Below are 20,154 nucleotides of genomic sequence, written 5' to 3' on the forward strand. Positions count from 1 at the left end.
CGTGATGATCGACGAGGACACGCGCTACGAGGCCGTGCGCAGCCGGGACGCCCGGTTCGACGGCGAGTTCTTCTTCGCCGTCGAGACCACCGGGATCTACTGCCGCCCGAGCTGCCCCGCGGTCACCCCGAAGCGGCAGAACGTCCGCTACTACACGACGGCCGCCGCCGCGCAGGGCTCCGGCTTCCGGGCCTGCCGGCGCTGCCGCCCGGACGCCGTGCCGGGCTCCGCGGAGTGGAACGTACGGGCGGACGTCGTCGGCCGGGCCATGCGGCTGATCGGCGACGGCGTCGTCGACCGGGAGGGCGTCGGCGGACTCGCCGGCCGGCTCGGCTACAGCGCCCGCCAGGTGCAGCGCCAGCTCACCGCCGAGGTGGGCGCGGGCCCCGTCGCGCTCGCCCGCGCCCAGCGCGCGCACACCGCCCGGGTGCTGTTGCAGACGACACCGCTGCGGGTCACCGAGATCGCGTTCGCGGCCGGGTTCGCGAGCGTGCGGCAGTTCAACGACACCATGCGCGAGGTGTACGCCCGCACCCCCACCCAGCTGCGGGCCGACGCGCCCGACCGGCAGCGGGCCGTCGCCGCCGGCGCCGGCATCCCGCTGCGGCTCGCCCACCGGGGCGCCTACCAGGCGCGGCCCGTCTTCGACCTGCTCGCCCGCGAACGCGTCCCCGGCGTCGAGGAACTGACCGGCGACCGGCCCGGGTCCCGGATCTTCCGGCGCACGCTGCGCCTGCCCCACGGCACCGGCGTCGTCTCCGTCGACGAGGCCCGGCACGAGCAGCCCGGCGCGCGGGCCGAGCACCGCGGCGGCTGGCTCGACGCCCGGATCCACCTGACCGACCTGCGGGACCTGACCACCGCCGTGGGCCGGCTGCGCCGCCTGTTCGACCTCGACGCCGACCCGTACGCGATCGACGAGCGGCTCGGCGCCGATCCGCGGCTCGCCCCGCTCGTCGCCGCCCGCCCCGGACTGCGCTCGCCCGGCGCCGCCGACCCCGAGGAACTCGCCCTGCGCATCGTCGCCGGGCCCACGGAGTCGGCCCGCCTCGTCGAGCGGTACGGCAAACGGCTCGACGCGCCCTGCGGCGCCCTCGACCGGCTCTTTCCCGCGCCGGACGCCCTCGCCGACGAACCCGGCACGCTCGGCGCGCTGGCCCGCGCCCTCGCCGACGGCACCCTGCGGCTCGACGCGGGCGCCGACCGCGACGACGCCGAGGCCTGCCTGCGCACCCTGCCCGGCCTGGACGCGCGCACCGCCGCCCTGATCCGCATGCGGGCGCTCGGCGACCCCGACGTGACCGTGCCCGGCGACGCCCCGCCCGGAGCGGACGCCACCGGCGCCGCCTGGCGGCCCTGGCGGTCGTACGCACGCCAACACCTCTCAGCAGAAGGACAGTCGTGAACACCAAGCCCGTACCCGGCGACACCGCCCCCGCCGTCCGCTTCACCACCCTCGACAGCCCGCTCGGCGAGCTGCTGCTCACCGCCGACGCGTCCGGCGCCCTGACGTCGCTGTCCGTCCCCGGACAGAAAGGCGGCCGCACGGTGCGGGACGGCTGGGTGCGCGACCCGGCCCTCTTCACCGACGCCGCACGGCAGCTCGCCGCCTACTTCGCGGGCGAACTCAAGGAGTTCGACCTGGAACTGAGGCCGGAGGGCACGGAGTTCCGGCGCCGCGTGTGGGACGCGCTCGACGCCGTGCCGTACGGCTCCACCACCACGTACGGCGAGGTCGCGGCCCGGATCGGCGCCTCCCGCGCGGCCGTGCGGGCCGTCGGCGGCGCGGTCGGCGCCAACCCGCTGCTGATCCTGCGCCCCTGCCACCGCGTCATCGGCGCCGACGGCTCCCTCACCGGGTACGCGGGCGGCCTGGACCGCAAGGTGACCCTGCTGACCCTCGAAGGCGTCGGGATCTGAGGGACAGGCCCTAGCCCGGGGCGACCGCGACCGCCGCCAGATATCCGTCCGGGACCGGCACGTCCCGTACCGTCCAGCCGCCGGGCGCCCCGGGTGCGCCCGGCAGCGTACCGACGTAGTCGAGGTCGGCGGCGCGGGCCAGGCCGGTGCCGAGGCCCTTCAGGTAGGCCTCCTTGCGGACCCAGGCGCGGCCGAGGGCGACGCGGCGCTCCTGCGGCGCGCCGAGCGCGGCGAGTTCGGCCCGCTCGCGCGGGTGCAGGACCGCTGCGAGATCGCGGGTCGCGTCGGCCGACGGCAGCTCCTCCACGTCGGCGCCGACCGGGACGGGCGCGAGCGCGATCAGGGCCAGGTCGCCGCTGTGCGAGAGCGAGAAGTGCGGGCCCGACGGGTCCGCGAGGGCCGGCCGGCCGTGCGGCTCACCGCACTCCGGGCAGGGCTCGCGCACGAACCGCACCGCACCGGGCGCGCACCCCAGCCGCTCGCCGAGGATCCCGCGCAGCGCCAGATGCGCGGCGACGTACCGCACCCGGTGCCGCGCGAAGCGGAAACCGGCGGCGCGCCGCAGCTCACCGGCGTCGAGCACGCCGGCCCCGGCGTCCCCGCCGTCAGCGGACCGCCCGTCCGTGCGCGCCAGCCACAGCCGGGCCCGGCCGCGCGGCGCCAGCTCCCTCACGTCGTCCATGTCACCCGCACGGGAGACGACCCTACCGGCCCTGTCCGGCGCGGTGGCGGCCCTTGCGGCGGGGCCCACGGACCCGTACGACGACATAGGCGGTCACCGCCACGAGCGCCGCGCCGAGGACCACCTTCGACAGGACGCCCACGTACCGCTCGACCAGCTCCCACTGGTCGCCCAGCCAGTACCCGGCGAGCACGAGCACCGTGTTCCAGACGAGCGAGCCGACCGCGGTGAGGGAGAGGAAGACCGGCAGGCGCATGCGTTCCACGCCCGCCGGGACCGAGACGAGGCTGCGGAAGACGGGCACCATCCGGCCGAACAGCACCGCCTTCGTGCCGTGCCGCTGGAACCAGGCCTCCGTCCGCTCCAGATCGGAGACCTTCACCAGGGGCAGCCGGGCCCACAGCGCGTACATCCGGTCGCGGCCGATCGCGCGGCCGATGCCGTACAGGGCCGCCGCGCCCACGACCGAACCGAGCGTCGTCCAGAACAGCGCCGAGGCCAGACCGATCACGCCCTGGCCCGCCGCGAAACCGGTCAGCGGCAGGATGATCTCGCTGGGCAGCGGCGGGAACAGGTTCTCCAGAGCGATGGCGAGGCCCGCGCCGGGGCCGCCCGCCGTCTCGACGAGACGGGCCGCCCACCCCGCGATCCCGGAGGCCGGCTCGCCGGATGGGGCGCCGGAGCCGGGGGAGGCGGCCACGGTCACGAGATGCATACGGGGTCTCCAGGCAGGGTCGTCGTCGCACGCCGCAGCCCGCTGCCCGGACGCCCACCCGGGCCGGAACGGCGGCTCGGCGCGCCCTCACGAGGGTAAACGGTTGGCAAAGTCAGGAGTTCCCGGCCGCCTCGGATCCGGGGGGAATCAGCCCCAGATCACCGCGCCGATCCAGGCGCCCACGATCAGCAGGCACGCGAACAGCTCGGCGAGGACGCTGGAGCCGCCCGCCCGCATCGCCGTCCGGGTGGAGGCGACCGCGTCGCCGTGACTGCCCAGCCGCAGCCGCTCCGAGACGTAGATCCCGCCGACGTACCCGGGGATCGCGCCGATCACCGGCACCACGCAGAACCCGGCGAGCGCCCCCAGCCCCGCCCACACCGCCAGCCGCCAGGTCGCCCCGGCCTGCCGCAGCCGGCGCGGCGGCAACTGCCAGCGCAGCACCTGCGCGGCGAGCAGAACGACGGTGGCGCCGACGAGGACCCCCCAGGCGAGACCGCTGGGCTCACGCAGGGCCCAGACCGCGACCGCGGCCCACACCAGCCACGACCCGGGCACCCCCGGCACCAAGACTCCGCACAGGCCGAGGGCGAGCACCGCCCCGACCAGCAGGAGTTCCCACGTTCCCATGCGGCAACCGTGCCATGGTCATGCCGCTCCGGCACGGCCAGCGGAGCGTCACCGGGAGACCCAGCCCCGCTCGAAGGCGTGCCAGCCCAGCTGGAGCCGCGTGGTCACCCCGGCCAGCTCCATCAGCCGTTTCACCCGCCGCTGCACCGTCCTGAGCCCGAGATCGAGCTGTTTGGCGACGCTCGCGTCGGTCAGCCCGGCGAGCAGCAGCGAGAGGATCCCCAGATCGACGGCGTCGGGGCCGTCCGGGCTGTTCTCGTACACCTGTCCGTCCTCGCCGAGCCGCAGCGGCAGCGCCTGCCGCCACACCGCCTCGAAGAGCCCGCTCAGCGATTCGAGCAGCCCGCTCGCGTGCACCACGAGCGCCGCCGGCTCCGCGGACCGGGACGTCAGCGGCACCAGCGCGAGCGACCGGTCGGCGATCACCATCTTCGTCGGCACCCGGTCCACCAGCCGCACCTGCTCGTCCCGGCGGATCGCCGCCGACAGCTCGATCAGACCCCGGGGCAGGGCCAGCACCTCGCGCTCGATGACGACCCGGTAGCCGACCCCGCGGCTGACGGCCTGCGGCTCCGCCACGTTGTCCGTGCCGCTCACCGCGACCGGGCTGTCGGTGACCAGGGCGCAGACCTCCTCCGTCGCGCCGAGCTGGATCTGCAGGAAGCGCTGGGTGACGGCGGCCGCACCGGTGACCACCTCCACCAGATCGTGCACGGCCGTCTCGACGGCCTGGGCCCGGTACTCCTCGACGAGCCGGGCCGCCGTCAGCTCCGCCTTCTCCAGCTCGTGCCGCTGCTGGGCGAGCAGGGCGCCGAGCGCGATCCCGGGCGGCGCCGCCACCCAGCGGCCGGGCCGGGCGGAGGACTGGGCGGCGAGGCCGTGCCGTTCGAGGCGGCGCAGGATGCGCTCGGTCTCGTACTCGGCGTGCGCGAGCCGCAGCGCGAGATCCGGTACGTCGGCGGCTCCGACCGCCACCAGCGCGCGGTACGCCGTCTCGTGCGCCTCGTCCAGACCTATCGCACCCAGCATGCGGTGATGCCCCTCCTCGTCACGCGTTCCGTCACCCCCGTGGCGGGAAATAGCCACGGCACATTCCCGCCGCGCTCATCTTCCCCGCACCTGCCGTCACTCTGCCAATGTGGCGCCACCGCAGCACAAACACCCGCCGGGAATACGGGTTTTGACCGGTATTCACCTGCGCATTCACCTGGGGAGAGCGATGCGCCCGATAGCGCGTACGGCCCTGGTGGCGGCGACCGCCGCCGTCCTGGCCGGCACGGTGGCCGTACCGTCCGGGGCGGTGGAGGGGACCGCCCCGGACGGTAGCCGTCCACTCGTCGGCAGCACCGCCGCGGCGTCCACGACCGCGACGGTGACCCTGGTGACCGGGGACCGCGTCCTGGTCACCACCGACGCCGACGGCAACAGCTCCGCGACGGCCCTGCCCGCCGAGGACGGCACCACGCCACTGCTGCAGACCCGCCGCTCCGGAAAGGACCTCTACGCCTATCCGGACGGCGCCGCCGCGGCGCTCGCCGCGGGCCGGGTCGACGAGGAACTGTTCAACGTCACCGGGCTGATCCGGCAGGGCTACGACGACCAGCACAGCGCGACGCTCCCGCTCATCGCCACCTACGACACGTCCGTCGACGTCGCCCGGAGCGTGCCCGCCGCCCCGCGCGGCGCCGAGCGCGGCCTCGTCCTCGACGCGATCGACGGTGTCGCCCTCAAGGCCGACAAGAAGAAGGCCGCCGCCTTCTGGGCCGACATCGCCACTCCCCGCTCCCGCGCGGCCGGTGACCTGAAGAAGCTGTGGCTCGACGCCAAGGCCCAGTCGCTGCTGGCCGATTCGACGAAGCAGGTGCACGCCGACCGGGCGTGGGCGGCCGGTTACGACGGCAAGGGCACCAAGGTCGCCGTCCTCGACACCGGCGCCGACACCGAACACCCCGACCTCGCGGGACGGGTCGCCGAGTCGAAGAACTTCACCGACTCCGCCGACGCCGGCGACCGCAACGGCCACGGCACCCACACCACGTCCACCGTCGGCGGCACCGGCGCGGCGAGCGGCGGCAAGGAGAAGGGCGTCGCCCCCGCGACCACCCTGCTCAACGGCAAGGTCCTCAACGACAGTGGCTCCGGCGCCACTTCGTGGATCATCGCCGGAATGCAGTGGGCCGTCGACGAGGGCGCCGACGTGGTCTCCATGAGCCTCGGCAACCCCTCCGAGCTCGACTGCTCCGACCCGATGGCGCAGGCCACCCAGGAGCTCGCGCGGTCCGCGAAGAACACGCTCTTCGTGATCGCCGCCGGCAACGCGGGCCCCACCCTCAACTCGGTCTCCTCGCCCGGCTGCGTGCCCGAGGTGCTCACCGTCGGCGCCGTCGACGGCGACGACGCCACCGCGAACTTCTCCAGCCGCAGCCCCGTCCGGCGCACCCACACCCTGAAGCCGGAGATCGCCGCGCCGGGCGTCGCGATCAAGGCCGCGGCCGCGGGCGGCCGGGGCGTGTACGCGTACCAGTCGATGAGCGGTACGTCGATGGCCACCCCGCACGTCGCGGGCGCCGCCGCCCTCGTCAAGCAGCGCCACCCCGACTGGAGCGCGGCCCGGATCAAGCAGGCCCTCGTCTCCTCCGCGGACTCCGGGATCCCCGGTGACGTGCGCGAGACCGGCGGCGGGCGCCTCGACGCGAAGGCCGCGATCGACCAGAGCGTCCTCGGCGCCGACGCCGTCCAGGGCGGCACGTTCAACTGGCCGCAGGACAAGAGCGACCGCACCACCGTGCAGGTCCCGTACACCAACACCACCGACAAGCCGGTGAAGCTGACCCTGTCCGTCGCCCGGGTCACCGGCAACAACGGCTCCGCGGTCCGCTCGGACATCGCCGCGCTCGGCGCCCGTACGGTCACCGTCCCCGCGGGCGGCACCGTCCAGGTGCCGCTGAAGCTCGACCCGGCGGCGTCCCTCAAGGCCGCCCAGTACGGCGACGTCACCGGCCGCGTCCTCGCCACCGGACCGGGCGGCGTGCACCTGAGCACCCCGTTCTCGCTGTACGTGCAGCCCGAGACGGTCACCCTGCGCGTCAAGGTCGTCGACCGGAGCGGCAACCCCGCGACCGGGGCCTCCTCCCTCGACGTCATCGGGACCGACGTGGCCTCCGGCGAGCGGCGCGTGAACAACGGCGCCACCGACCAGACCTATCAACTGCGGCCCGGCGCCTACTTCCTGTCGAGTTTCGTCGCGACCCCCGCCACCACGGGTACCCTCGTCGACTCGGCGACCTTCCTCGCCCGTCCCCAGCTGAACCTCACCAAGGACACCACCGTCGTCCTCGACGCCCGTGAGGCCCACCGGCTGACCGTCAGGACCGACCGCGACAGCGAGGTGCGCGGCGCCTCCCTCGGCTTCGCCCGCACCTTCGGCACCGACAACTGGCTGCACTCGGCCACCATCCAGGGCTCGCGCACCGTGCGCGCCTACTACGCCGACGTGCGGGGCCGCGCCGGTGACGGCAGCTTCGAGTTCGACAGCTTCTGGCGCACCGCCGCCCCGCAGATCAGCGAGTTCGGCGTGACCGGGGGCCCCGCCCTGCACCCGGTGACCGGCTCCACCAACTCCGCCAACCTCGACGGCACCGGCACCTCCGAGATCGTCGACGGCGGCTCCGGCAAGGCCGCCGAACTGGCCGCGTCCCAGGGCAAGCTGGCCCTGGTGAAGCTGGCCGACGGCGGCTCCGCGTCCGCCGTCGCCCAGGCCGCGGCCAAGGCCGGCGCCAAGGGCGTCGTCCTCTACCGCGAGGCCGCGGGCCGCTGGTACCCGGCGACCGGCTTCACCGGCGGCCCGCTGCCGACGCTCGCCCTGGAGACCGACGAGGGCACCGCGCTCGCCGCCCGCATCGCCTCCGGCACCACGACGCTCCACTGGAAGGCCACCGCCAAGAGCCCGTACAGCTACACCCTGGCGTTCCCCGAGAGCGGGCAGATCCGCTCCGACCGCGCCTACCGCGTCGCCGACCGGGACCTCGCCACGAACCGGGCGACGTACCGCGCGATGGGTACCGCCGCCGACTACCTCGACTTCCCGTCGGCGTCCCGCCCGAACGGCCTGACCGCCGGGTTCGGCGACCTCCTCCCGATCGCCGCGCCGTCCACCCGCACCGAGCTGTACTCCACGGGCGACACCGCCTTCGGGCACGAGGTGTCCAGCTCCTTCCCGTACGGCGAGTTCATGGGCGACACGGTGCGCACGTACAAGAAGGGCGAGCGGCGCACCGAGGAGTGGTACGGCGGAGTGCTGGCCCCCACGACGCCGCTGACGGCCACCGGTGAGCAGGCCCTCGCCGCCGAGCGGCAGGGCAACCTGATCGGTGTCGCGCCCGGCTTCTGGGGCGACGGGCAGCACCAGGGCGTCCAGGGCTCGTTCGGCGACATCGGCGGCATGCGGCTGACGCGCGACGGCGAGGAGATCGGGCGCAGCGCCTGGCCGTACGGGGTGTTCGAGGTCCCGGCCGACGACGCCGCGTACGAACTCACCCTCCAGACCGCGAAGATCGGCTCCAAGGTCTGGAACCGGTCGACGCAGACGAGCACGACCTGGTCGTTCCGCTCGCACCTCGACGAGGACGTCTACTCGCAGGGAGTCCCGCTGCTCTTCCCGCACCTGGCGCTTCCCGAGGACGGTCTCAAGACCCTCGCCGCGCAGGACGGCCAGCGGATCGCCCTGACGGCGACCGGTCACGCGGGATACGAGCCCGGCCGCCTCACCGGCGCCGCGCTCTCGTACTCCTACGACGGCGGCGAGACCTGGACGGAGGCCACCACCTCCCGTCACGACGGCGGTTGGACCGCGACCGTGGACCACGCGGGCGCCTCCGGCAAGCAGGTCACGCTGAAGGTGCGGCTCACCGACGCGAAGGGCGCCTCGGTCACCCAGACCGTCACCCGCGCGTACGACGTGCGCTAGTTCGAGCCGTCACACGAACCGGTCCGCCGGGCGGCCACCCTGTGGGGGGTGGGGCCGCCCGGCGGACCTTTTGTGCGGAGGTTTTTCCCGATGCCCCGTTTTCGGACGCGCTGTCATGTGGACAATAAGGGCATGAGCCAGCAGGGGGAGAGGCCCACCGGTCACCGGTCCCGGGAGTCCCACGCGTTGCAGGAGTCACGGAAGTCCCAGGAAGACGACTGGTGGGGGCAGTTGTACGAGGACGAGGGCGCCGCCGCCGACACCGGCCCGGCCCCGGCCGCGGACACCCTGGACGACCGCTTCGCCTCGGCCGGCTCGGTGACGACCCCGCCCGCGGACGCGGTGCCGCCCCCGCCCCCGCCGCCGTGGGACCCACCGCCGGCCGACCCGCCCGCACCTCCGGTCGGCCTGCCCTCGCTGCGGCCCGACACGGCCGGACCCACGGCCCCGGCAGCACCGGAGGCGCCGCCCCGGCCCGCCGAAGCACCCGCCGGACCGCCGCCGACGCCGCTCCCGGACCCGCGGACCGGCCCGCCCGCGCCGCCCGCCCCGCCCGCTGAACCCCCGGCCCCTGTCCTCCCGCCGGAGCCGCCCGCCCCGCCCACGGTCCCGTACGTCGGTGACGGCCCGCCCACCTACGAGGCCGAGCCCACCGCGCTGCCCGTCGCCGACCCCGAGGACCTGGACGGCCTCGTGGCCGACACCGTGCTCGACGGGGCGCGGTACGGCTCCTGCGTGCTGCGGGCGGCCTCCGTGCGCGGCGACTCCGCGCGCTACCGGGGCGAGCCCCGCCGCGACTCCCTGCTGACCGCCCGCTTCGGCAGCGGGCCCGGCGCGCTGATCCTCGTCGCGCTGGCGACCGGCGCCCGTGCCACCCCGGGCGCCCACCGCGCCGCCGCCGAGGCGTGCGACTGGATCGGACGCGCCGTCGGCCTCAGCCACACCCGGCTGGCCGAGGACATCAGAGCGGGCCGGCGCGGCGACCTCAAGTCGGGGCTGCACCGGCTCACCGACCGCAGCCTCGGCAAGCTGCGGGCCACCGCCGCCGAGCAGGGCCTCGACCCCGACGAGTACAGCGCCACGCTGCGCTGCCTGCTCGTCCCCGCCGACCCCGGCTGCCGCACCCGCGTCTACTTCGGCGTCGGCGGCGGCGGCCTGTTCCGGCTGCGGGACGGCGCCTGGCAGGACATCGAGCCGAGCGTCGTCGAGCAGCGCAAGGGCGCCCCCGTCGTCGGATACGGCTCGTCGCCGCCCGCCGAGACGCCCGAGGGCGACCGGCTCACCATGGACCTGGGCATCACCACCCCGCCCAGCCCCTACGAACCGGCGCCCGAGCCGCCCCGCGACCCGTTCCGGTTCCGCGCCTCCGTCGCCCGCCCGGGGGACACCCTGCTGCTGTGCACGGCGGGCCTCGCCGAGCCGCTGCGCGGCGAGCCGGATCTGGCCCGCCATCTCGCGCAGCGCTGGGCGGACGCCGAGCCGCCGGGCCTGGCCGCGTTCCTCGCGGACACCCAGGTCCGGGTCAAGGGGTACGCGGACGACCGCACGGCCGCCGCCGTTTGGGAGGCGTAACACCGCCCCGTGTGAATTCATGGAACCCGGAAGCAGTGACCGGCACGCGACCGAGACCGAATCCGGGTTCCGAAGGGGCACACACGTCATGGCCAAGCAGAACGTCGCGGAACAGTTCGTCGACATCCTCGTCCGGGCGGGCGTCAAGCGCATGTACGGCGTCGTCGGCGACAGCCTCAACCCGGTCGTCGACGCCATCCGCCGCAACAGCGCCATCGACTGGATCCACGTACGCCACGAGGAGACCGCCGCCTTCGCCGCGGGCGCGGAGGCCCAGGTCACCGGGCAGCTGACCGCCTGCGCGGGCTCCTGCGGCCCCGGCAACCTCCACCTCATCAACGGCCTCTACGACGCCCACCGCTCCATGGCACCGGTGCTCGCCCTCGCCTCGCACATCCCGTCCAGCGAGATCGGCCTCGGCTACTTCCAGGAGACCCACCCCGACCGGCTCTTCACCGAGTGCTCCCACTACAGCGAGATGATCTCCAGCCCGAAGCAGATGCCGCGCGTGCTCCAGACCGCCATCCAGCACGCGGTGGGCCAATCGGGTGTCAGTGTCGTATCGCTGCCCGGCGACGTCGCCGACGAGGCCGCACCGGACAGCGGCATCGAGACCGCGATCGTCACCTCGCGGCCCACGATCCGGCCCGGCGACGCCGAGATCGACAAGCTCGTCGAGATGATCGACGAGGCCGGCAAGGTCACCCTGTTCTGCGGCAGCGGCACCGCGGGCGCGCACGCCGAGGTCATGGAGTTCGCCGAGAAGATCAAGTCGCCGGTGGGGCACGCGCTGCGCGGCAAGGAGTGGATCCAGTACGACAACCCCTTCGACGTCGGCATGAGCGGGCTGCTCGGCTACGGCGCCGCCTACGAGGCCACCCACGAGTGCGACCTGCTGATCCTGCTCGGCACCGACTTCCCGTACAACGCGTTCCTGCCGCAGAAGGACGTCAAGATCGTGCAGGTCGACGTGCGGCCCGAGCACCTCGGCCGCCGCTCCAAGCTGGACCTCGCGGTGTGGGGCGACGTCCGCGAGACGCTGCGCTGTCTCACCCCGCGCGTGAAGCCGAAGAGCAACCGCCGCTTCCTCGACAAGATGCTGAAGAAGCACGCCGACCACCTTGAGGGCGTCGTCAAGGCCTACACCCGCAAGGTCGACAAGCACGTCCCCATCCACCCCGAGTACGTCGCCTCCGTCGTCGACGAACTCGCCTCCGAGGACGCCGTGTTCACCGTCGACACCGGGATGTGCAACGTCTGGGCCGCCCGCTACATCTCGCCCAACGGGCGGCGCCGCGTCATCGGCTCCTTCTCGCACGGCTCGATGGCGAACGCGTTGCCGATGGCGATCGGCGCCCAGTTCACCGACCGGAACCGGCAGGTGATCTCCATGTCGGGCGACGGCGGTTTCTCGATGCTGATGGGCGACTTCCTGACGCTGGTCCAGTACGACCTGCCGGTCAAGGTCGTCCTGTTCAACAACTCCTCCCTGGGCATGGTGGAGCTGGAGATGCTGGTGGCGGGCCTGCCCTCGTACGGGACCACCAACAAGAACCCCGACTTCGCCGCCGTCGCCCGCGCCGCCGGTGCCTACGGCGTCCGCGTCGAGAAGCCCAAGCAGCTCGCGGGCGCGCTCAAGGACGCCTTCAAGCACAAGGGCCCGGCGCTCGTCGACATCGTCACCGACCCGAACGCGCTGTCCATCCCGCCGAAGATCAGCGCCGACATGGTCACGGGCTTCGCGCTCTCCGCCTCCAAGATCGTGCTCGACGGCGGGGTGGGCCGCATGGTGCAGATGGCCCGCTCCAACCTGCGCAACGTGCCGCGCCCCTGACGGTTCGTCAGTGGGCACGGCGGTCACGGCCGCGGCTCAGGCGGGCCGCAGCCTCAGCGTCAGGATCTGGAACGGCCGCAGGGTGAGCGCGAGTCCGCCCTCCGAGGTGGCCGCGGCCCGCAGCGGCCGTTCCAGGAGGTCCGTCTCGTCGGCGCCCGCCACCGGGAACCCGGCCGTGAGCGTCGCCGCGGCGCGCCCGCCCCGCGACTCGTAGAGCCGGACCACGACATCGCCGCTGCGGTCCTCGGCGAGCTTCACCGACTCCACCGTCACCGCCGGGTTGTCGACCGTGACCAGCGGCGTCAGCGCCGGAGCCGCGGCGATCCGCAGCGGCAGGTTCAGCGCGAGCCCCTCCGCCACCGCGTCACCCGTCGTGGCGCCCGGCCGCAGCGCGTACGTGAACCGGTGCGTGCCCAGATCGGTCTGCGGGTCGGGGGAGTGCGGGGCCCGCAACAGCGTCAGCCGGACCGTGGTGCCCAGGACGTCACGGTGCTCGGTGCGGGTCACGTCGTGCCCGTACGTCGAGTCGTTGAGCAGCGCGACCCCGTACGCCTCCTCGGCCACCCGCAGCCAGCGGTGCGCGCAGATCTCGTAACGCGCCGCGTCCCAGCCGGTGTTGGCGTGCGTCGAGCGGTGCACGTGCCCGAACTGGATCTCGGACGTGGACCGTTCGGCGTGCACGTCCAGCGGGAACGCCGCCTTCAGGACCTTCTCCGACTCCTGCCAGTCGATGTCCGTGACGATGTCGAGGCGCCGGCTGCCGGCCGCGAGCCGGTACTCCTGGGTGATCCGCGAGCTGCCGAAGGAGCGGGTGACGCGGACCGAGACCCGCAGCGGCCCCTCCTCCACCAGCTCCACCGACTCCGCCCCGGTCAGGTCGGTGCGGGTGTGCCGGTAGTGGGCGTCCAGGTCCCAGGCGTCGTACTGGGTCGGATGGTCGGGGTGCAACTGGAGCAGGTTCCCGCGCGCGCCCGGGGCCAGCACCTCCCGGCCGCCGTGCTCCAGGTCCCGCACCGACGCGAGGAGGCCGTCGGCGTCGACGGCCACCGTCAGGTACTCGTTCGCGAGCACGATCTTCTCGTCCGCCTCACGGGTCGCCGCCGCGTGCGCGCCGGGCCCGTGGGTGTGCGCGGCGGCCCCGGCGAGCGAACCGGCGCCCAGCCCGTCGACGTGTACGTGCACCAACCGACCGTCGTGCGCGACGACTTCACTGCGCGGGTAGGGCGAGGCGTTGAGTGCCGAGGGCTCCGTACCGCCGAGCCGGCCCACTGCCTCGGCCGTGAGGCCGTCCAGCTCGGCGAGAACGGCGGCGTAGGTCTCCCGGGCCTCCCGGTGGACCCAGGCGATCGACGAACCCGGCAGGATGTCATGGAACTGGTGCAGCAGCACCGTCTTCCAGATCCGGTCCAGGGCGTCGTACGGGTACGTGTACGAGGGATCGCGCAGCGCGGCCGCCGTGCACCACAACTCGGCCTCGCGCAGGGCGTGTTCGCTGCGCCGGTTGCCCTGTTTCGTCTTCGCCTGCGTGGTGTACGTGGCCCGGTGCATCTCCAGGTACAGCTCACCGGACCAGACCGGGGCCCGCTCCCCGTACTCCTGGTGCGCGGCCTCGAAGAAGGCGGACGGCTTCTCGATCCGCACCGTCGGCGATCCTTCCAGGGAGCGCAGGCGGCGCGCCTTCTCCAGCATCTCGCGGGTCGGACCGCCGCCGCCGTCGCCCCAGCCGAACGGCACCAGGGAGCGCGAGGCGCCGCCCTTCTCCGCGAAGTTCCGCTCCGCGTGCGCCAGTTCACGGGCGTGGAACTGGGCGTTGTACGTGTCCACGGGCGGGAAGTGGGTGAAGACGCGGGTGCCGTCGATGCCCTCCCACCAGAACGTGTGGTGCGGCATCCTGTTCGTCTGGTTCCAGCTCAGCTTCTGCGTCAGGAACCACTTGGCGCCCGCCAGCTTCGCCAGCTGCGGGAAGGCGGCGGTGTATCCGAAGGAGTCCGGCAGCCAGACCTCCTCCGTCTCCACGCCCAGCTCGTCCCGGAAGAACCGCTTGCCGTGCACCAGCTGCCTGGCCAGCGCCTCACCGCCCGGCATGTTGGCGTCCGACTCCACCCACATCGAGCCGACCGGCGCCCAGTTGCCGTCCGCCACCGCCTTCTTGATGCGCTCCCAGATGTGCGGCTGGTGCTCCTTCACCCACGCGTACTGCTGCGCCTGCGAGCAGGCGAAGACCAGCTCGGGGTAGTCCCGGGCCAGCGCCGTGACGTTGGCGAACGTCCGCGACGCCTTGCGGACCGTCTCGCGCAGCGGCCACAGCCACGCCGAGTCGATGTGCGCGTGCCCGGCCGCCGAGATCCGGTGCGCGCTGGCGTGCGCGGGCCGGGCCAGGACGTCGGCCAGCTCGGCGCGGGCCGCGGCCGCCGTGCCGGACACGTCGTGCAGGTCGAGCGCGTCCAGCATCCGCTCCAGGGCGCGCAGGATGTCGTGGCGCCGGCCCCGGTCCGCGTCCAGCTCGTGCATCAGCTCGGAGAGCACCTCGACATCGAGCACGAGGTGCCAGACGGTCTCGTCCAGGACGGCGAGATCGGCGGCTCGGAACCGGTAGACGGGCCGGTCCCCGGCCGTCAGCACATCACCGAGCGGCGTGGGCGCGAAGTCCCTGATGACCGTCGGATTGGCCGCCGCCTCCAGCAGCAGCCGCACCGGCTCGCCCCCGGCCGCGCGCTCCGCCACGGTGAGGTGCCGGTTGCGCGGGTGGATGCCCTTGAGGGGGACGCCCGAGGCGCCGTGGAGCAGCCCCTCGGCCTGGAAGCCGGGGCCCTGCCCGGTGAATCCGGGGTCGACGACGGCCTCGACGTGCTGCCCGGCCCACTCCTCGGGCACCGTCCCCTCCAGCCGGAACCAACTCGTCGACCAGGGCTTTCCCCAGGGGGTGCCGGTCTCGAAGGGTTCGTAGTCGGCCTTCAGCGCCTCGGCGACGGGCACCGGCTCGCCCGGCGCGTGCCACACGCTCAGGGTCAGCGGGGTACGCCGCGCGTACTGCGCGGGGCGGACGAACTGACGCATCGCCCGTTCAAGTCGGCCCTCCACGAGCTGTCGGTCGTCGTGCACGGCGGCTCCTTCTCGGTTCTCGTCCGGGGTGGCTCCACCGCTTCCCTTCCCCGCGCCGCCCGTGGACACCCCGCCGGTGATGGACGAATCAACAGGAGTGCGGACAGAGCAGCGGGGAATGCATGGCCGTGTACGCGTTCGACAGACAGGCCGAGGAGTACGAGTCCAGGACCAGAGAGGCATCGTGATCGGCGTGTGGGCGGGGGTAATGAAACGGCAGGTGCATGACACCAAAGACAGGGAGGCCCCGGAAGTCGACGGGGCACCGCGACAGCTCAAGCGGAAGCTGGGCCGGGCGGACCTGCGAGCGGTACCGGAGGCCAGGCGCGCACTGCGCGAGCTGCTCCGCCACTGGGGCATGCCGGGAAGAACGGAGATAGCCGAGCTGCTCACCAGCGAACTCGTCACCAACGCGCTGGTGCACACGGACAGGGACGCGGAACTCGTCGCGACCGTGGGCCCCCGGGGCCTGCGGGTGGAGGTGAGGGACGCGGCGGCACGCAGGCCGAGGCTGCGGGTACCGAACGCCGACGACGGTACGCACAGCACGCACGGCCGGGGCCTGCTCCTGGTCCAGTCCCTCGCGGACGCCTGGGGCGTCGCGGCGCTCGGCGCCCAAGAACCGGGGAAGGTGGTGTGGTTCGAACTGCACACGGGGGCGGGCGGCGTCCTGTGACACCGCCCGCCCGCCGGATGTGATGCCGCGTCAGCCGAACTGCTGCTCCAGGTCCTTGAGCTTGCGCTCCAGGGTGTCGAGCCGGGGCAGTGCCTGAGTGTCGTCCTCGGCCGTCAGATCGACGGTCACGGGCGGCTGCTCAGGACCGCCCCTGACGGCCTGGAGCGAGGGCCGGGCGCGCAGTGGCAGCTGATCCTGCGAGGGCTGGGTCCCCGCGGATATGGCAGGCTCCGAGCCGCCTTGGGCGGAGCCTGCCGACGCGGCCACGGCCGGCACCTCCACCTGGCGGCCACCGCGCCCGGTCAGGCCGCGGTGGCCGCGGCTGAGAGCCCGCAACTGCGCCCGCTCCAGCTTCTGGTGCTCCCGCTGCCGCATCCGGTTCTGCGTCTTCTGCCGCTTGTCCTCGCGCACCTCGTCCACGGCCTCGTCCAGCGTCCGTACGTTCTCCAGGAGCATCAGCGACCAGGCGCTGTACGTCTCCCGGGGCGCGCGCAGCCACCGCACGATCCGGATCTGCGGCAACGGCCGCGGCACCAGGCCCTGTTCGCGCAGCGCCGCGCGGCGCGTCTGCTTCAGGGCGCGGTCGAAGAGGACGGCCGCCGACAGCGACATCCCCGCGAAGAAGTGCGGGGCGCCCGCGTGGTCGAGCCCGCGCGGCGCGTGCACCCAGTTGAACCAGGCGGCGGCGCCGGCGAACGTCCATACGAGTATCCGCGAGCCGAGCGCGGCGTCGCCGTGGCTGGCCTCGCGCACCGCGAGCACCGAGCAGAACATCGCGGCACCGTCGAGGCCGAAGGGGACCAGGTACTCCCAGCCCCCGGACAGGCTCAGGTTCTGCCGGCCGAAGCCGACCAGGCCGTGGAAGGAGAGCGCGGCGGCGACGGCGGCGCAGCAGAACAGCAGCACGTACGAGGCGGTGCCGTAGACGGCCTCCTTGCGCCTGCGGCGCTCCTCGCTGCGTTCCCACGACTCGTCCATCGACGACCCGCCCTTCTTGCCGTCCCCCGAGCGCCTGCCGCGCGCGAGGACCGCAACCGCCGCCAGTCCGCCCAGGAGCAGCACGGCGCCCGGAAGCAGCCAGTCCAGCGATATGTCGGTCAGTCTCATCTGGGGTCCCTTGCATTGCGGTAGGGCTTTCGGGCGCCATAGTGGCCCAGCCGTCCGAGCCCGCAGGGGGTTTCGGGACAAGAGAACGCCATTGGAGTGCAAGGGGGGCGTGTAAAGCGGTCGTACGCTCGAACTCCCGCCTTAAAAGGGGAAGTTGGTTTCGATTTATGTCACTCGTACGGGTGGTTCAGGCTGCTGTGGTAGCCGTGAGGCGTGCGATGCGGTCCGCGTCGCAGGTGCGCGGGCAGGTCACGCAGGTGTCCTCGGGGCGCAGCGTGTAGAAGAGGCAGCAGCTGGCGCGGTCCCGGGTGGGCAGGGTCTCCCCCGCGGGTCCGGTCAGCTCCCGGAAGGCGGCCCGGCCGACGTACGGCTTCGTGGTACCGGGCAGCAGCTCCTCCAGCTCGGTCATCGCGCGCCGCTCCTCGCCGAGCAGATGACCGACGTACCAGAGGCTCTCGACGATCTCGTCCGTCGCCATGCCCCACAGGGCGCGCGGGCCGCGCCGCATCCGGGGCCCGAAGCCGCTCAGGACGGGCTGGAGGTGGTCGGCGACGGCCGCGCGGACCTCGGCGCGCAGGGCCTCCTCGTCGGGGACGACATGGGCGCCGGGCAGGCTCGCCGCCGGGTCGCCGGGCAGACAGGCGAAGTCGGTGACGCGTACGGCCATCCGGCCGAGCGCCCGCTGGAAGGAGACGTGGGCGGCCGGGAAGCGCGGCACCCTGCGGTGCAGGAACCAGGGCGCCGTGATCAGCAGACAGGCGGGCCAGGCGTAGCGGTGCAGGCCGAAGCTGGCGATGACGTCGGGGCGGGCCTGCTGCCCGTAGTCCTTGAGCACCTGGGCGTTGTCCCAGGCCAGGAAGGCGTCGAGGGCGGGGCCCTGCTGTGCCAGGTCCTCGGTGCGGACCCAGCCGGCGCCGTGCGGCAGGGGCTCGTCCGGGCCCAGCTCGATGATGCGCAGGCTCGGGAACACCTCGGTGAGGCGGGCGTACGCGGCCGACACCGCGCTGTCCGTCGCGGCGTGCGCCGGGGTGAGGAGAGTCATGCAGGGACCACCGAATCGCGATCGTTTGCAGGTAAGCCTTACCTTACCCGACGTTTTCGGGGTTTGAACTGCGGGCCCGGCGCCCTATGGTTCTGGGTTGGGATGGGGACAAAGAGCGACGAACGGCTAGGAACGGCGGCGATGGGGATGACCGGGGTGGAGCAGGCCAGACCGCGCGTGGCGCCCTTCGCGGTGCCGGAACAGCGCGGCGCCGACTCCTCCGTGGCCGCGCACCGTGGTGAGCACACGCACAGCGAGCCGCCCGCGCCGCGGGTCGCCGTCGCCCGGACGTCGGTGCGCGGGCAGGTCCTCGACGCCCTGCGGGCCGCGCTGCTCTCCGGTGAGCTGGCGCCCGGCGAGGTGTACTCGGCGCCGGTGCTCGGTGAGCGGTTCGGGGTCTCGGCCACGCCCGTGCGCGAGGCCATGCAGCTGCTGGCCCGGGAGGGCGCCGTCGAGGTCGTGCCGAACCGGGGGTTCCGGGTGGCCGAGCGGAGCGCCCGCGAGCTGGCCGAACTGGCCGAGGTGCGGGCGCTCATCGAGGTGCCGGTGGTGCTGCGGCTCGCCCGCGCGGTGCCGGTGTCCCGGTGGGCCTCGTTGCGGCCCGCCGCCGAGGAGACCGTCGCCGCGGCCGCCTGCGGGGATGTCGCGCGGTACGCCGAGGTGGACCGGGCGTTCCATCGGGCCGTGCTGGGGCTCGGGGGGAACGAGCAGTTGGTGCGGGTCGCCGATGATCTGCGGCGCCGGGTGATCTGGTCGGCGTGCGACCTCGCGGTCGACGCCGGGGAGCATGTGGCGCTCCTGGATGCCCTGGAATCCCAGGACGCCCCCGCCCTCCACCGCGTCCTGGACGCCCATTTCAAGACGTCGTCCTAGCCTTGGGCAATCTGCCGCCTGGGGCGGCAGGGTGGGCAAGGCGGCACCCCGGCGCGGGGGGAGCGCCTAATCGGCGGCCAGTTCAGCGCCGTTCGCGGGTGCAGCCCCGGTGGGGGCTGGTCGCGCAGTTCCCCGCGCCCCTGGCGGGGCCCAGGCTTAAGCCGCCGCGGGCAACACCCCCGCCAGCCATGTCGGGACGCCGCCCAGGAGGCGGAAGAGGCGGGTGGCCTCGGCCGTGAGGCGGGCCTTGGTCTCGGGCTCGGGTTCCGCCTCGGCCAGCGAGACCAGGGCGGGAGCCGTCCCCACCAGATACCCCAGTTCCTCGCGCAGCCGCAGCGACTCCGAGAACCCCCGGCGGGCCTCCGCCAACTCCCCCTCCCGCAGCGCCAGCCCGGCCAGATGCCGCCAGGTGAAGGACAGGAGCAGAGGATCGCCGTGGGCGGTCGCCCCGGCATGGGCGCGGCGGTACGCGGCGCGGGCCGCCTGCGGCGCGTCGGAGAGGTTCTCGGCCATCAGCCCCCGCCGGAAGTCGAGCAGCGCCCGCCCCGCCGCGCCGGGCGCGATCAGCGCCGCCGCCCGCCCGAACGCGGAGCGCGCCTCGTCGACCCGGTCCCGGACCTTCAACAACGTAGCTGCGTAAGCGAGTTGACCCCGCTCGCAGGCCGCGGCGCCGCGCTCCTCATCGGTGTGGGCCAGCGCCTCGGCGGCCCGCAGGGCGTCCTCGGCCTCGGCCCAGCCCTGCTCCGTGTACAGGCACCGCTCCCCGAGCAGCGCCGCCCGCTGGAGCGCCGCGGCCGGATCGCCGACCGCGTGCCGGTCGAGGAGTGCCGCCGCGTCGGCCCAGCAGCCGCGCGAGCGCAGCCGCCACACCGCGGTCTGGAGTGGATCGTCCCCTGCGTTCGTTCCGGTACCAGACATGGCGGGATGCGCCACGTTGCCCTCCCCGAGCACGCCATCGAGCCGAGTTGATGAGGGGCATCTCAGCACGGATCACGGCGCGCGGCCAAGGGGATGGGTGAAAGAATTCACAAACCC

15 protein-coding genes are annotated in these 20,154 nt (G+C 73.8%); 7 read left to right on the forward strand and 8 right to left on the reverse strand.

Annotation, left to right across the window (positions count from 1 at the left end; all coding sequences use genetic code 11):
• Positions 1–4 precede the first annotated feature (4 nt).
• Together ABII15_RS30280 and ABII15_RS30285 are read left to right on the forward strand one after the other, a co-directional pair.
• On the forward strand, positions 5–1,405 hold the full coding sequence (locus tag ABII15_RS30280) for an AlkA N-terminal domain-containing protein (RefSeq protein ID WP_353947248.1): 1,401 nt from the start codon (positions 5–7) through the stop codon (positions 1,403–1,405).
• Complete coding sequence (locus tag ABII15_RS30285; RefSeq protein WP_353945440.1) at positions 1,402–1,920, forward strand: methylated-DNA--[protein]-cysteine S-methyltransferase; 519 nt, start codon at positions 1,402–1,404, stop codon at positions 1,918–1,920. Before ABII15_RS30280 ends, ABII15_RS30285 begins: the two co-directional genes overlap by 4 nt.
• Positions 1,921–1,930: 10 nt before the next feature.
• Here the strand turns inward: ABII15_RS30285 and ABII15_RS30290 are convergent, their stop codons facing one another.
• The 4 genes from ABII15_RS30290 to ABII15_RS30305 form a co-directional block, all read right to left on the reverse strand.
• On the reverse strand, positions 1,931–2,602 hold the full coding sequence (locus ABII15_RS30290; RefSeq protein ID WP_353945441.1) for a 4'-phosphopantetheinyl transferase superfamily protein: 672 nt from the start codon (positions 2,600–2,602) through the stop codon (positions 1,931–1,933).
• A gap of 22 nt (positions 2,603–2,624) precedes the next feature.
• Positions 2,625–3,317 (reverse strand): DedA family protein, encoded by a 693-nt coding sequence (locus ABII15_RS30295; RefSeq protein WP_353945442.1) that lies wholly within the window; start codon positions 3,315–3,317, stop codon positions 2,625–2,627.
• Between the two features lie 147 nt (positions 3,318–3,464).
• The gene (locus ABII15_RS30300) at positions 3,465–3,947 is read right to left on the reverse strand and encodes a DUF456 domain-containing protein (RefSeq protein ID WP_353945443.1); all 483 of its coding nucleotides are present in this window, start codon (positions 3,945–3,947) and stop codon (positions 3,465–3,467) included.
• Positions 3,948–3,995: 48 nt separating this feature from the next.
• Entirely contained in the window at positions 3,996–4,976 is a 981-nt protein-coding gene (locus ABII15_RS30305; protein WP_353945444.1) for a helix-turn-helix transcriptional regulator, read from the reverse strand.
• Positions 4,977–5,166: 190 nt separating this feature from the next.
• Between ABII15_RS30305 and ABII15_RS30310 the strand changes: the two genes are divergently transcribed.
• From ABII15_RS30310 to ABII15_RS30320, 3 genes are all read left to right on the forward strand, one after another.
• A complete protein-coding gene (locus ABII15_RS30310) occupies positions 5,167–8,913 on the forward strand; it encodes a S8 family serine peptidase (protein WP_353945445.1) in 3,747 nt (1,248 codons plus the stop codon).
• 132 nt (positions 8,914–9,045) lie between these two features.
• Positions 9,046–10,485: a protein phosphatase 2C domain-containing protein gene (locus ABII15_RS30315; protein WP_353945446.1), complete on the forward strand. Its 1,440-nt coding sequence runs from the start codon at positions 9,046–9,048 to the stop codon at positions 10,483–10,485.
• An 88-nt stretch (positions 10,486–10,573) separates the two neighbouring features.
• Positions 10,574–12,319, forward strand: a complete 1,746-nt coding sequence (locus ABII15_RS30320; RefSeq protein ID WP_353945447.1) for a pyruvate dehydrogenase — start codon at positions 10,574–10,576, stop codon at positions 12,317–12,319.
• 36 nt (positions 12,320–12,355) lie between these two features.
• Here ABII15_RS30320 and ABII15_RS30325 read toward each other — a convergent pair whose 3' ends face one another.
• Positions 12,356–15,421 (reverse strand): glycoside hydrolase family 38 C-terminal domain-containing protein, encoded by a 3,066-nt coding sequence (locus ABII15_RS30325; RefSeq protein WP_353945448.1) that lies wholly within the window; start codon positions 15,419–15,421, stop codon positions 12,356–12,358.
• Between the two features lie 208 nt (positions 15,422–15,629).
• Between ABII15_RS30325 and ABII15_RS30330 the strand changes: the two genes are divergently transcribed.
• Positions 15,630–16,097: an ATP-binding protein gene (locus tag ABII15_RS30330; RefSeq protein WP_353945449.1), complete on the forward strand. Its 468-nt coding sequence runs from the start codon at positions 15,630–15,632 to the stop codon at positions 16,095–16,097.
• A 30-nt stretch (positions 16,098–16,127) separates the two neighbouring features.
• Here ABII15_RS30330 and ABII15_RS30335 read toward each other — a convergent pair whose 3' ends face one another.
• Entirely contained in the window at positions 16,128–17,204 is a 1,077-nt protein-coding gene (locus ABII15_RS30335; protein ID WP_353945450.1) for a DUF2637 domain-containing protein, read from the reverse strand.
• A 187-nt stretch (positions 17,205–17,391) separates the two neighbouring features.
• Positions 17,392–18,246, reverse strand: coding sequence for a (2Fe-2S)-binding protein (locus ABII15_RS30340; RefSeq protein ID WP_353945451.1), 855 nt, complete (start codon positions 18,244–18,246; stop codon positions 17,392–17,394).
• A gap of 147 nt (positions 18,247–18,393) precedes the next feature.
• On the opposite strand from ABII15_RS30340, the gene ABII15_RS30345 reads away from it, so the two are divergent.
• Complete coding sequence (locus ABII15_RS30345; protein ID WP_353947249.1) at positions 18,394–19,119, forward strand: GntR family transcriptional regulator; 726 nt, start codon at positions 18,394–18,396, stop codon at positions 19,117–19,119.
• 156 nt (positions 19,120–19,275) lie between these two features.
• Here the strand turns inward: ABII15_RS30345 and ABII15_RS30350 are convergent, their stop codons facing one another.
• Positions 19,276–20,037 (reverse strand): hypothetical protein, encoded by a 762-nt coding sequence (locus ABII15_RS30350; protein ID WP_353945452.1) that lies wholly within the window; start codon positions 20,035–20,037, stop codon positions 19,276–19,278.
• Between the last annotated feature and the right edge of the window lie 117 nt (positions 20,038–20,154).

The sequence above is a fragment of the Streptomyces sp. HUAS MG91 genome (assembly GCF_040529335.1).
Classification (GTDB): domain Bacteria; phylum Actinomycetota; class Actinomycetes; order Streptomycetales; family Streptomycetaceae; genus Streptomyces; species Streptomyces tabacisoli.